This window comes from Pseudomonas sp. W22_MBD1_FP4, assembly GCF_052113765.1.
In the GTDB taxonomy this organism is placed as follows: Bacteria; Pseudomonadota; Gammaproteobacteria; order Pseudomonadales; family Pseudomonadaceae; genus Aquipseudomonas; species Aquipseudomonas sivasensis.
Genome location: NZ_JBGQOI010000009.1, coordinates 205,360 through 218,377, shown reverse-complemented (window position 1 = coordinate 218,377; position 13,018 = coordinate 205,360). Strand labels below are relative to the sequence as shown.

Sequence of the window (13,018 nt, the reverse complement as noted above, 5' to 3'; positions counted from 1 at the left end):
GCGCGACAAATGGCAGGCCGTCGCCCAAAATCGGCACTTTCCGCACGACCCAGGAGGCGCACTCAGGTGGCTCTGCACAAGGATCTTCCACCGTTGCTGGCACTACGAGCCTTTGAAGCCGTGGCCCGCCACTTGAGTTTTATCAAGGCGGCGAGTGAGTTATCGGTTACCCAAAGCGCCCTAAGCCATCAGGTGCAAAAGCTCGAACAGCATCTGGGTAAACCGCTGTTTATCCGACGCACCCGCGCGATCGATCTGACCGCCGACGGGCAGCGTTACTACGATGAAATCCGCCCCGCCCTTGACGCCATCGCTGCCGCGACCCGCGCCCAACGGCAGCTACCCAGCGCCACTATGTTGCGCATCGGCCTGCTGGCGTCTTTCGCCACCTTGTGGCTGGCCCCGCGCCTGGCGGGGTTTCTTAACCGCTATCCGCACATCCAGGTGGAGTTATTGCCAGCGATTCAACTGGCCAACGTCGCCGCCGCCGAGGTCGACCTGGCCATTCGTTACGGCAAAGGCGATTGGCCGGACGTGCGGGCCACGCGGCTAATGGCTGAAGTGATTTCACCGGTGTGCAGCCCGGCATTCAAGGCCAGTCAACTGCACAACGGCCCCTTGCTGATGGCAACCTCGCACCGGCCGTTCGAATGGACGGATTGGTCCCAGCATTATCAAGTCGACCTCGAACACCACCCGCGCGTCATGCTGCATGACTACAACATCGTGGTCGAAGCCGCCGTCGCCGGCCAGGGCATTGCCATGGGCCGTCACCGCCTGATCCAACGCCGGCTTCAGGACGGCAGCCTGGTTGAAGCCTTCGACTGGCCGCCCTACCACAGTGACATCGGCTATTGGCTGATCGCCCCCCAAGGTTCCACCGGTGAAGCGGCCGAGTGTTTCAGCCGATGGTTAAAGGAGGTCTGCGCTGACGCGTGAGTTATTTCGATACGTCGCGTGAGATCTATCCGTTTGTCGCAGCCTCCCCCGGACCAACATGCTCAAACCTCTTGAAATCAGAGGATTCAGCATGAGCAACTCCATCCGCCAACGCGTGCACGCCCTTGGCTTGACGCTGCCAGCCCCCAGCCAGCCGATTGCCAACTACATCAACCATGTCATCAGCCAGAACCAGCTGTTTATTTCCGGGCAGATCCCCCTGCTCGACGGCAAGCCTGCTTACCTCGGCAGACTGGGGGAATCCCTCAGCGAGGAAGACGGCACCCAGGCGGCAGAACTGGCTGCACTGAGCTTGCTCGCGCAATTGAGCGATGCCTTGGGCGATGACCTGTCGCGCTTGGTACGCACCCTGCGCCTGGGGGTGTTTATCGCCAGCAGCGCTGACTTCCAGCACCAGGGCGCGGTGGCGAACGGTGCGTCGAACCTGCTGGTGAATGCACTCGGCGAACAGGGCCGGCATGTGCGAACAGCGGTGGGTGTTGCCAGCCTGCCGGCCGGCGTGGCGGTGGAGGTTGACGCAATTTTCGAGTTGCAGCCGTGAGCCCGCTGGATATTCAACGATTAAGGGAGTCCGCACCCGGCTGCCAATCGGGCCTCGTGCACTTCAACCATGCCGGCGCGTCCCTGCCAAGCCAGGCGACACTGGACGCCATCATCGACCAACTACAGCGCGAAGCCCGCGACGGTCCAATGGAGGCCGGTGAGCATGGCGCCATGCTGATGGAAAAAGCCCGCCACGCCGCCGCGCAACTGCTCAATGCGCCCGCCGCGTCCATAGCGTTTGCCAGCAGCGGCTCAACTGCCTGGAGCATGGCGTTCCAAGCCTTGGGCGCGTGGCAACCCGGTGATCGCATTCTGGTGGGGCGCCACGAATGGGGCGGCAATCTGGCGAGCATGCAGCTGGCCGTGCAGGCAGGTGCACGGGTGGAAGTCATTCCCTGCGATGCAACCGGCGCGGTTTGCCCCGTGGCGCTGGAGTCAATGATCGATGCCCATGTAAAGCTGATCGACCTCACCTGGCTCCCGGCCAACGGCGGCCTGATCAACCCCGCCCAGGCCATCGGCGCAGTGGCCAAGCGTCATGGCATCCCCTACTTTGTCGACGCCGGCCAAGCCGTCGGCCAAGTGCCGGTGGATGTACAAGCGTTGCAGTGTGACGTACTCAAGTCAGCCGGTCGCAAACACCTGCGCGGGCCGCGAGGCACGGCGCTGCTGTATGTACGGCCGGACTTTCTCCAGCACCTGGACCCGGCCCAGCGTGACGTGCTTTCTGCCCCCTTGGCCGCAACCGGTTTCGACCTGCGCGACGACGCCAGGCGCTTTGAAACCAGCGAAGTGTCCTTCGCGCTGTTAGCGGGTTTGGGAAATGCGCTGCGCGAGATGAATCACCTGGGGATTGGGCGCGTATGGGAACGCGTCGCACAGACCAGCGCGCAAATTCGTGAAGCTCTACGTGAGATTCCGGGGGTTTCCCTACATGAACTGGGCACGCTTCAATCAGGGCTGATCGCTTTCAACCTCGCCGGCTGGGACGCCTTCGAACTCAAACGGCAATTGGGATTGAAGCGCATCAATATCGGCGCCAACGGCGTGGGCTACACCCCGCTGGATATGCAGGCGCGTGGCCTGGCAAGCGTTGCAAGAATCTCCGTCAGCCCCCTGAACAACGATCACGACATCAAGTCGCTGATGGCAGCCCTGCGGCAACTGAGCGCTTAAACTTCGACGTCAACCCACAAGCCCTGGCGCGGCGCGTCTTCGATCAACGGCACGACCGGTACGGTGTTGTCGGCATTGAGCAGGTCGCCCGGGATCGCCAGGTGCTGATCCGGGTTTTCATCGGCTTCGCGCCGACGTTTCTGTTGTTCCTGCTGGCGGCGTTGTTCCTCGCGCAGCAAAAAGGTCGACTGCTCGGCATCGCCCTTTTTCAGGTCGATCGTGCTTTCGTTGGAGCCCGCTTGCACAGGGACCACGGGCGGAATATCCGGTTTCTGGCGGACCGGGTCGAGTTGCGACGTAACCGGTACAACGCTGACGGGCAGCATGGGTGGCAGCATGATAGTTGTTCTCCTGTCAGCAGGCTGTCGGCGGACCGGGCGACGACTTGAGCACGGACTCGCCAACCTGTGACCCAGTCGACACTCGCAAGTGCCCGCCACCCGTCGATTCAGCGCTCGCCCCTGCACTCAAACGGAGTAGTTTTCGTCAGAGTCCTTTGGCTGAGGGCCTTGTTCCGTTAAGATAGTCGGCTTTTTCACGGTGGGAGTCAGGCAGCATGGCGCAGCAGTATCAACCGGGGCAACGCTGGATTAGTGACAGCGAAGCAGAGCTGGGGTTAGGCACCGTTCTGGCACAGGACGGCCGCTTGTTGACCGTGCTCTATCCGGCCACTGGCGACACTCGCCAGTATGCGCTACGGAATGCGCCCCTCACCCGCGTGAGGTTCTCGCCGGGTGACTCCATCACCCATTTCGAAGGCTGGAAAATGACCGTTCAGGAAGTCGACGACGTCGACGGTCTGTTGGTTTACCACGGCCTCAATGGGCAGAACGAGCAGGTCACCCTGCCGGAAACCCAACTCTCCAACTTCATCCAGTTCCGACTGGCCAGCGACCGTCTGTTCGCCGGCCAAATCGACCCGTTGGCGTGGTTCTCGCTGCGCTACCACACCCTGGAACACACCAGCCGCCAATTGCAGTCCTCGCTGTGGGGCCTGGGTGGCGTGCGTGCGCAACCCATTGCTCACCAACTGCATATCGCCCGTGAAGTCGCTGACCGTATCGCGCCGCGGGTATTGCTGGCGGACGAAGTAGGCCTGGGCAAGACCATCGAAGCCGGCCTGGTGATCCATCGCCAATTGCTGTCGGGCCGCGCCAACCGTGTGCTGATCCTGGTCCCGGAAAACCTGCAGCACCAGTGGCTGGTGGAAATGCGCCGCCGCTTCAACCTGCAAGTTGCGCTGTTCGACGAAGAACGCTTCATCGAAAGCGATGCCGCCAACCCGTTCGAAGACACTCAGTTGGCCCTGGTTGCACTGGAATGGCTGGTGGACGACGAGAAGGCCCAGGACGCGCTATTCGCCGCCGGCTGGGACTTGCTGGTAGTCGACGAAGCCCACCACCTGGTCTGGCATGAAGAAAAAGCCAGCCCGGAATACACGCTGGTGGAGCAACTCGCCGAAGTGATCCCCGGCGTACTGCTGCTCACCGCTACCCCGGAGCAACTGGGCCAGGACAGCCACTTCGCTCGCCTGCGCCTGTTGGACCCGAACCGATTCCACGACCTGCACGCCTTCCGCGCCGAGAGCGAGAACTATCGCCCGGTGGCCGAAGCCGTGCAGGAGCTGCTCGATAAGGGCCGCCTGTCACCGACCGCACACAAGACCATCCAAGGCTTCCTCGGCAACGAAGGCGAAACGCTGCTCACCGCCGTCAACGATGGCGACGCAGAAGCCAGCGCGCGCCTGGTGCGTGAGCTGCTCGACCGCCACGGCACCGGCCGCGTGCTGTTCCGTAACACTCGTGCCGCCGTGCAGGGTTTCCCGGAGCGCAAGCTGCACGCCTACCCAATGCCGAACCCGGACGAATACCTGGAGTTGCCGCTGGGCGAACACGCCGAGCTGTACCCGGAAGTCAGCTTCCAGTCGCAACCGGACATCGATGAAGAAAACCGCTGGTGGCGCTTCGACCCACGCGTCGAGTGGCTGATCGACCAGCTCAAAATGCTCAAGCGCACCAAAGTGCTGGTGATCTGCGCCCACGCCGAAACCGCCATGGACCTGGAAGACGCCCTGCGCGTGCGCTCCGGCATCCCGGCCACGGTGTTCCACGAGGGCATGAACATCCTCGAACGTGACCGCGCCGCCGCCTACTTTGCCGATGAAGAGTTTGGCGCACAGGTGCTGATCTGCTCGGAAATCGGCAGTGAAGGCCGCAACTTCCAGTTCTCCCACCACTTGGTACTGTTCGACCTGCCGTCCCACCCCGACCTGCTGGAACAGCGGATCGGTCGTCTGGACCGGATCGGCCAAAAGCATGTGATCGAACTGCACGTGCCGTACCTGGAAACCAGCCCGCAAGAGCGCCTGTTCCAGTGGTACCACGAAGCGCTGAACGCGTTCCTCAACACCTGCCCGACCGGCAACGCCTTGCAGCATCAGTTCGGCCCGCGCCTACTGCCGCTGCTGGAAAACGCCGACGACGGCGAGTGGCAAGCCCTGATCGACGAAGCCCGTGCCGAGCGCGAGCGCCTGGAGCAAGAGCTGCATACCGGTCGTGACCGTCTGCTGGAGCTCAACTCCGGCGGCGCTGGCGAAGGCGATGCGCTGGTTGAAGACATTCTTGAACAAGACGACCAGTTCGCCCTGCCGATCTACATGGAAACCCTGTTCGACGCATTCGGCATCGACAGCGAAGACCATTCGGAAAACGCGCTGATCCTCAAGCCCAGCGAAAAAATGCTCGACGCCAGCTTCCCCCTGGGCGACGACGAAGGTGTAACTATCACCTACGACCGTAACCAGGCACTGTCGCGCGAAGACATGCAGTTCATCACCTGGGAACACCCGATGGTGCAGGGCGGCATGGACCTGGTGCTGTCCGGTTCCATGGGCAATACCGCCGTGGCGCTGATCAAGAACAAGGCGCTCAAGCCGGGCACCGTGCTGCTGGAGCTGCTCTACGTCAGCGAAGTCGTCGCACCACGCGCACTGCAACTGGGTCGCTACCTGCCGCCGGCGGCACTGCGCTGCTTGCTGGATACCAACGGCAACGACCTGTCCGGCCGCGTCTCGTTCGAAACCCTGAACGACCAGTTGGAAAGCGTGCCACGGGCCAGCGCCAACAAGTTCGTGCAAGCCCAGCGCGATCAACTCACCCCGCGCATCAACGCCGGTGAAGAGAAGATCACTCCGCGCCACGCCGAACGTGTGGCCGAGGCCAAGCGTCGCCTGGCGGCAGACACCGACGAAGAACTGGCACGCCTGACCGCGTTGCAAGCGGTCAACCCGACCGTGCGTGACAGTGAGTTGGTTGCCCTGCGCAATCAACGCGAACAAGGCCTGGCCATGCTCGACAAAGCGGCGCTGCGACTGGAAGCGATTCGGGTGTTGGTGGCGGGTTGATTACCGCCCTGCCCTGCTGAACAAGAAGGCCCGCGCAATGCGGGCCTTTTTTATTCGCTGGAGAAAAGCGTTGGCTTTGCGGGCTTCATCGGGGGCAAGCCCCCTCCCACATTGATCAGTGGTCGACATGACAACTCGGTCAACTGCGGGAGGAAGCTTGCCCCCGGTGGAATCACCGCGGTTTCAAGCAGTCGCTGCCGCAGCCGGCACCTCAACCGCCATCAAGCCTTCCTTCATACGCTTGGCATCACGCACAAAACTGCGTGACGCCTGGAACAGAAACAACATCGTCAAAAACAGCGCCACCGGAATCAGGTACATGGCGTCGTGCAAGCCCACGGCTTTATAAGCCTCGGTCATCTGCGCAGCCCCATCGGCATACATCGCCGAATGGGCAAAGTGGTCGGACAGCCCGCCCACCACAATCGGCCCCATCCCGCCGCCGAGCAAGTACAACCCGGCAAAGAACAACGCCATCGCCGTGGCCCGCAGGCGCGGCTCGACCACGTCCTGGATCGCGGTGTACACGCAGGTGTAGAAGTTATACGCAAACAACCAGCCCACACTGAACAGGGCCACAAACACGCCGATCTCGATGCGCCCGGCATGCAATGCCCAGGCGGTGGTCACAGTGGAGATGATCAGGCTGAACGCCGCAAACAGCAGCCGGCCATTGGCAACACGTTGATGGATCTTGTCGGCAATCCAGCCCCCCAAGGTCAAGCCCACCAGGCCGGTCAACCCGACAATGACGCCAGTGGCGACCGCCGCGTCCTGCAGTGGCATAAGGAAATAGCGCTGCAGCATCGGCACCAGGAACGAGTTGCACGCGTAGGTGGCAAAGTTGAAGCACAGGCCAGCCAGCACCAGCCACAGGAAAGTCGGCACAGCCAGTACGCGGCGAATCGGGCGGTCGACGCGTTCCTGGGAGACTTGTACGGTTTCGGCGGCGCCGCGCTTGGGCTCCTTGATATAGAACATGAACACCGCAAGGATCATCCCCGGCACGGCGGCGATAAAGAACGGCGCGCGCCAGCTGTCGAAGGCCTTGACCATCCAGCCAATGGTAAAGAATGCCAGCAATAGGCCAAGCGGCAGGCCCAGCATGAAAATCCCCATGGCTCGAGCACGGCGGTGCGCCGGGAACAGATCGCCAATCAGCGAGTTGGCGGCAGGCGCATAACTGGCTTCACCGATACCGATGCCCATGCGCACCAGCAAGAATGTCCAGAAACTGCCGACCAAGCCGTTGACCGCCGTCAGGCCGCTCCACGCGAACAGGCCCCAGCCCATGAGCTTGCTGCGCGAGCCGGTATCGGCCATGCGCCCAAGCGGCAGGCCGGCAATGGCGTAGACGATAGTAAAAGCGGTGCCGATGATGCCGAGCTGGAAGTCGCTCAGGTGCCATTCCATGCGGATTGGCTCGATGATGATCGCCGGAATCGTGCGGTCGAAGAAGTTGAACAGGTTGGCCAGAAACAGCAGGAACAGAATGCGCCAGGCATTCGCCGCTTGGGTCGAGTTCTGCATGGGTCCGTCTCTTTTATTGTTATGAGAGCTGCGATGCCCGATGCATCCTGCCCGGTACCTGCAACATAGTCAGGCGAGCTCTGGTTGTCTGTAATGATTCGTAAAGCTGATAGGGCATGATTTCACCCGGTGCTGCGGGACTTCACCTACAAAAATATAAGTGCGCCACCCTCTTCCCAACGGCCATGGCGCGGATAGAATGGCGAGCCTTCCCGTAGCACCCCCTTCTTACCTTTCTTATCGATGACGCCCATGTCCGAAGCCAGTCCGTGTCTGAGTTGCGGTGCCTGCTGTTCACACTTCCGTGTGTCTTTCTTCTGGGGTGAGTGTGCCTCATCGGGGGGCACGGTGCCGGATGACCTGGTGGTGCAGATCAACCCGACCCGCGTGGCGATGATCGGGACTGATCAGAAGCCCGCACGCTGCTGCAGCCTTGAAGGTGAAGTCGGCAAAGGCACCAGTTGCTCAATATATGAGCTGCGTTCAAGCCCCTGCCGAGAGTTCGATGCGTCGTGGAGTCAGGGCGAACAGAACGTCGACTGCGATGCAGCCCGCGCCGCATTTGGCCTGCCGCCGTTGCAAGCGCCGTTCGAATTGGAACTGCCCATCAGCGCTTAGCATTAATCGCTATGGGTGGCATGCCAAAATCATTCAGAGCAAAGTGCCATTATCCCTGGCAAATCCTTCGAGGCTTCTATACTCGACCCCATAGGTCATTGCCGCAGGCTGTGACGTGACGCTATGACGGGACATGCTATGGAATGGCTGGGTCTGCACTTCTTTACCGATCTTCCAGCGAACGGGCACTTATTACTCAATTGCAGTCATAACCCTTTCCTGGTGTTGCTGGCCTATCTGGTGGCCTGTGCGGCGGGGTTCGGCACCCTGGACATGGCTGAACGCGTTGGCCATGTCGAAGATCCCACCGCACGCCGCCACTGGCGCTGGCTGGGTGCCGGCTGCCTGGCGGGTGGCATCTGGTCTACCCACTTCATCAGCATGCTGGCCTTCCAGGCCCCCATTGCGATTCACTACGAACTGATTACAACGTTCGCCTCGCTGCTGATCGCCCTGATCGCCTCGTTGTTCGCCATGAAAACCCTCAGTCATGCCAACCTGCGGTTCCACCAATACGTGCTGGCGTCGGTCTGGATGGGGTTTGGCATCGCGTTGATGCACTACGTCGGCATGTCAGCCATGCGCTCCCAGGCTCAGATGTATTTCGAGTCGGGGCTGTTCCTCGCCTCTGTGGGCATCGCCATGGGCGCCAGCCTGGCCGCGTTATTGCTGTCGAGTTACCTGCGCACCGGCACTGGGGTATTTCATCAACTGCTCAAGTACGCCGCCAGCCTGGTGCTGGGCGCGGGCATTCTCAGCATGCACTTTACCGGCATGGCCGCGACGCAATTGATCGTGCCCACGGGGGCCGACCTTTCATTGCCGCTGGACAACAACCCGATCCAATTGGGACTGTCGGTCGCCGTGATCACCCTGCTGGTAATCGGCAGCAGCATCAGCGCTGCTCTGGCGGACAAGAAACTGCAGCACAAGGAACGCGACCTGCGTCGGGTCAACGCACTGCTCAGCGAACTGGACCAGGCGCGCGCCTCTCTACAACAGGTAGCCCATTACGATGCCCTGACGAGCCTGCTCAATCGCCGGGGTTTCAATCAGATCTTTGCGGAGAAAATCGCCGAAAAAACCGCTTCAAACGGCATGATGGCGGTGATTTTCCTGGACATCGACCACTTCAAGCGCATCAACGACAGCCTCGGTCATGACGCCGGCGATCAATTGCTCACCGTACTCGCCAGCCATATCAAAGGCTCGGTGCGCAGCCATGCAGACGTGGTCGCCCGGTTCGGCGGCGATGAGTTCTGCATCCTGATCAGCGTCCACCACCGCGACGAAGCGCGGCACCTGGCCCAGCGCATCATGCAGAAAATGAAAGAGCCCATCGAACTGGCCGGCCGCCGCATGGTAATGACCACCAGCATCGGCATCAGCCTGTTTCCCGACGATGGCCTGACCTGCGAAGAGCTGCTCAAGACCGCCGACCTGGCGCTTTACCAGTCCAAGGATACGGGGCGTAACAGCCTGAACTTCTTCAGTTCCAACCTGAAGACCCGGGCCTTCCTCGAACTGCAATTGGAAGAAGAACTGCGCAGCGCCTTGCGCGCCCAGAACCAACTGGTGCTGTTCTACCAACCGATCTTTGACATGAAACTGGGCAAGGTCACGCGCCTGGAGGCCCTCGTGCGCTGGCAGCATCCGCAACATGGGCTGCTGGCCCCGGACCGATTTATCGGCATTGCCGAAAGCAACGGACTGATCGCCGACCTCGACCACTGGGTACTGCGCCAGGCCTGCCATGACTTGAGCCTGCTAACCGACCGAGGCTATACCGACCTGACCATGGCGGTGAACTGCTCGGCCCTGAACCTGGCCCGCGATGAGCTGGCAGATGAGATAGAAGACGCCCTGCGCTTCAGCGGGATCGGCGCTAATCGCCTGGAGCTGGAAGTGACTGAAAATGCGCTGATGGGCAACATCAGCAGCACCCTGGCGCTGTTGCGGCAAATACGTTCGCTGGGCGTGTCGCTGGCCATCGACGATTTCGGCACCGGCTACTCCTCCCTCGCTTACCTCAAGCGCCTACCGCTCAACACCTTGAAGATTGATCGTTCGTTCATCCAGGACATTCCCAAATCGACCGCCGATATCGAGATCGTCCAGGCGATTATCGGCATGGCCCATACCCTGCACCTGCAGGTGGTAACCGAAGGCGTGGAAACCCATGCCCAGTTCGAACTGCTGCTCCAACACGGCTGTGATTACGTCCAGGGTTACCTGCTGAGCCCAGCAGTGGCCGCCAGTGACATCATCAGCGTTATGCAGGGCATCGACATACACAACCCGCTTTATTCGTTGAGCATGGCAGCCACCAAAGACACCATCGCGCCGAGAGAACCTGCCCCGGGCCGACCTGGGCCCACCTCTATCGTGAGGCCAATTCGCTGACGCCGATTCCTTGGCATTTCGCCATCATTCATCTAAAGATTCCCGACGAACGGCCGATTCATCAGAGTCCGGCCAGGTTTTCCCTGAGAACACGGGGTCAGCCCGATCGTCCCGGACAAGGACGCACTGCAAAGTCGCGAACTCCCATTCCGTGATGGCCCTTTGATTCTTCCAGCCATCCGCCCAGGCACATGGCGCACAATGACTTCTAAAAATAACTCTGCCACCGTGGTATCCGACGTGTTGCTCGCAGCGCCTGCGCAGAAGCCCTCAGGTTCAACGTCATTGACCACTGCCCGCCCGCTGTCCACCCAGCAATACCTGTACTTCACCGAAACCAATACCGACCGTATCCTCGATAACCTCGATGGCCTGCGCGACATGGTGTTTCCACGCCCGCCTCATCTGGAAGTGGACGGCGAGCAGCGCAGCGAGCAAGAGTTTCCGTCGGTATGCCTGATCGGCCTGGGCCGCTGCGGTTCGAACATTGCGCTGGACGTGGCGGAGTTGGTGTACAACGCGCGCAAGTTCTACCTGAACGAGTTCAGCAACGAAGATAAATCGTTGGACAAGGGTTACAGTCCGGCCCAGTGGATCCGCAATAACCTGCGCCTGGGCGGCGGCAAGGCCAGCAAGCCGGTGTTCCTCGTGGAACCGTTGGTGATGCTCGGCGACCTGGACAAGGACATCGCCGGGCGTATTCGCTTCTCACGCAAGGGCGAAAAAAGCGGCTTCCTGCGCGACTACAGCAAGATGAAAATCATGGACCTCTCCGAAGTCCATGCCGGTGGCGCCGGTAACGCGCCGATCCTCGGCCAATACCTGGCGAAGATCATCCTCAACAAAGACACCCAGCGCTTTTCCAGCCCCGACTGGAAGATGATCCATTCGTACCTGATCGATTCCTGCGGCATCAAGGCCAATCAGTCGCGCCTGTACTTCTCGATCTTCAGCGCCGGTGGCGGTACCGGCTCAGGCATGGCCTCGGAATTCGGCCTGGCCCAGCAGCACTCGTACATGAACAAGACCTTCGACACCAAGCCCGCCGACGAGCACGACAGCAAAAGCGGCCATGCTTTCGTCTTCGAGCCGATCTTCACCAGCGGTATTTGTGTGCTGCCGAACATTTCCGATCACCGCAGTGAAATGTCCGAGGCGCTACACATCAACGCCGGCCGGCTGCTGTGCAAATACCTTTCGGAAGAGTGGGACTTCTCGTACAACTTTGACAACGAAGACAGCAGCGAAGCCAGCGTGAAGGGGCGTATCCGCCCATGGAACGCGATGATGCTGATCTCCAACGACATCATGCGCTATGCCGAAGAAAGCGATGACGGCAACATCCAGAACATTGACGTCAATGCCATGGAAAAACACGCCAACCAGTACATCTCCCAGCAGATCTTCAACATCCTCACCGCCCAGGCCGTGACCACCGACTACGACCAGAACTACTTCCGTCGCGCCGGTATCGACATCGGCGAAACCATCCGCCTGGACGCCAACGACCTATTCATGAGCCTGGCCGGCCCGGTGGCGATTGCCTACGCCGAGTCCGTGGTTCCGGAAACCCCAGTTCCTTCGAATGACAAGTTCAAAGTCTTCGAGAAGGAGCCCCAGCGCCTGAATATCGACGATCTGTTCTTCCGCTCCATCGACCTGCCGCACTTCAATAAGGTCACCCAGGCCATCGAAGGCATCAGCCTGTTGCCAATCGAGTCCAAGCGCTACAAAGCGTCCCTGGAGCAGTACAAGAATTCCGGCTATGACGCAGCGGCGCTGCACGACCTGCACTTCTTCAAGAACTGCTCGTCGGTGGTGTCCATCGTCTCGCTGCCCAAGGACTACAAACTGTCCTACATGGACCTGAACCGGCTCAAGACTCACCTCAACAGCCTGTTCCCCAATACCACGCTCAAGCGCTACGCCTTGGTCATCGGCGCGTCGGCCAACCTGTCGCTGACCACCCTGATTGCCAAGAGCCCCTGCCTGTCGGATGACTTCCTGACGCTGATCGTGGCGTTTATCAAACGTTGCTTCGCGCGCAATCCGTACCGCTTCGATGACACGCTGGACAACTCGATCCTGGATTTCATCATCCACGAGGACTTCGACGAAGACCGTATCGACGAGCTGCTCAACGAGTTTGAAAACCCGGCCAAGATCCTCGACACCAACTGGTACGCGATCAAACCGATGTATGAGAAGAAGTACCGGGAGCTGATCAACGACAAAGACAAGTTCGTATCGATCAATGACATTCGTCTGTCACGGGACTGCGTGAAGAAAGCGATCAAGTACCTGCGTGAGATCTATCGTCACCGCATCGGCAAGACCAAGGTTATTTCGTTGAATAACCATACCGGCAAGACGGCCTGATACTGT

9 protein-coding genes are annotated in these 13,018 nt (G+C 60.5%); 7 read left to right on the top strand and 2 right to left on the bottom strand.

Annotated elements, in window-relative coordinates; translation table 11 throughout:
• The first annotated feature begins 66 nt into the window (after positions 1-66).
• From ACEN2T_RS14320 to ACEN2T_RS14310, 3 genes are all read left to right on the top strand, one after another.
• The gene (locus tag ACEN2T_RS14320) at positions 67-939 is read left to right on the top strand and encodes a LysR substrate-binding domain-containing protein (protein WP_442116880.1); all 873 of its coding nucleotides are present in this window, start codon (positions 67-69) and stop codon (positions 937-939) included.
• A 91-nt stretch (positions 940-1,030) separates the two neighbouring features.
• Positions 1,031-1,501: a RidA family protein gene (locus ACEN2T_RS14315; protein WP_099601298.1), complete on the top strand. Its 471-nt coding sequence runs from the start codon at positions 1,031-1,033 to the stop codon at positions 1,499-1,501.
• On the top strand, positions 1,498-2,679 hold the full coding sequence (locus ACEN2T_RS14310) for an aminotransferase class V-fold PLP-dependent enzyme (RefSeq protein WP_442116879.1): 1,182 nt from the start codon (positions 1,498-1,500) through the stop codon (positions 2,677-2,679). Before ACEN2T_RS14315 ends, ACEN2T_RS14310 begins: the two co-directional genes overlap by 4 nt.
• Here ACEN2T_RS14310 and ACEN2T_RS14305 read toward each other — a convergent pair.
• Positions 2,676-3,017 carry a hypothetical protein gene (locus ACEN2T_RS14305; RefSeq protein ID WP_032891563.1) on the bottom strand — a complete coding sequence of 114 codons (342 nt, stop codon included), beginning with the start codon at positions 3,015-3,017 and terminating at the stop codon, positions 2,676-2,678. The two genes, ACEN2T_RS14310 and ACEN2T_RS14305, sit on opposite strands and share 4 nt — an antisense overlap.
• A 218-nt stretch (positions 3,018-3,235) precedes the next feature.
• On the opposite strand from ACEN2T_RS14305, the gene rapA reads away from it, so the two are divergent.
• Entirely contained in the window at positions 3,236-6,082 is a 2,847-nt protein-coding gene (gene rapA / locus ACEN2T_RS14300) for an RNA polymerase-associated protein RapA (protein ID WP_442116878.1), read from the top strand.
• A gap of 183 nt (positions 6,083-6,265) precedes the next feature.
• On the opposite strand, the gene ACEN2T_RS14295 is transcribed toward rapA, so the two are convergent.
• Positions 6,266-7,612: a spinster family MFS transporter gene (locus tag ACEN2T_RS14295; protein WP_032891565.1), complete on the bottom strand. Its 1,347-nt coding sequence runs from the start codon at positions 7,610-7,612 to the stop codon at positions 6,266-6,268.
• Positions 7,613-7,864: 252 nt separating this feature from the next.
• Here ACEN2T_RS14295 and ACEN2T_RS14290 point away from each other — a divergent pair, with 252 nt between their 5' ends.
• The 3 genes from ACEN2T_RS14290 to ACEN2T_RS14280 all read left to right on the top strand — a co-directional run bounded on the left by ACEN2T_RS14290 (position 7,865) and on the right by ACEN2T_RS14280 (position 13,012).
• Positions 7,865-8,230 (top strand): YkgJ family cysteine cluster protein, encoded by a 366-nt coding sequence (locus tag ACEN2T_RS14290; RefSeq protein ID WP_099601295.1) that lies wholly within the window; start codon positions 7,865-7,867, stop codon positions 8,228-8,230.
• A 138-nt stretch (positions 8,231-8,368) separates the two neighbouring features.
• The gene (locus tag ACEN2T_RS14285; RefSeq protein ID WP_032891569.1) at positions 8,369-10,633 is read left to right on the top strand and encodes a putative bifunctional diguanylate cyclase/phosphodiesterase; all 2,265 of its coding nucleotides are present in this window, start codon (positions 8,369-8,371) and stop codon (positions 10,631-10,633) included.
• A 201-nt stretch (positions 10,634-10,834) separates the two neighbouring features.
• Positions 10,835-13,012, top strand: a complete 2,178-nt coding sequence (locus ACEN2T_RS14280; RefSeq protein ID WP_032891571.1) for a hypothetical protein — start codon at positions 10,835-10,837, stop codon at positions 13,010-13,012.
• Positions 13,013-13,018 lie beyond the last annotated feature (6 nt).

Bases quoted from the DNA above. Each gene is read 5' to 3' on its own strand.
- ACEN2T_RS14315 (WP_099601298.1), top strand. From the start codon at position 1,031: ATGAGCAACTCCATCCGCCAACGCGTGCACGCCCTTGGCTTGACGCTG.
- ACEN2T_RS14295 (WP_032891565.1), bottom strand. From the start codon at position 7,612: ATGCAGAACTCGACCCAAGCGGCGAATGCCTGGCGCATTCTGTTCCTG.
- rapA (WP_442116878.1), top strand. From the start codon at position 3,236: ATGGCGCAGCAGTATCAACCGGGGCAACGCTGGATTAGTGACAGCGAA.
- ACEN2T_RS14280 (WP_032891571.1), top strand. From the start codon at position 10,835: ATGACTTCTAAAAATAACTCTGCCACCGTGGTATCCGACGTGTTGCTC.
- ACEN2T_RS14290 (WP_099601295.1), top strand. From the start codon at position 7,865: ATGTCCGAAGCCAGTCCGTGTCTGAGTTGCGGTGCCTGCTGTTCACAC.
- ACEN2T_RS14305 (WP_032891563.1), bottom strand. From the start codon at position 3,017: ATGCTGCCACCCATGCTGCCCGTCAGCGTTGTACCGGTTACGTCGCAA.
- ACEN2T_RS14285 (WP_032891569.1), top strand. From the start codon at position 8,369: ATGGAATGGCTGGGTCTGCACTTCTTTACCGATCTTCCAGCGAACGGG.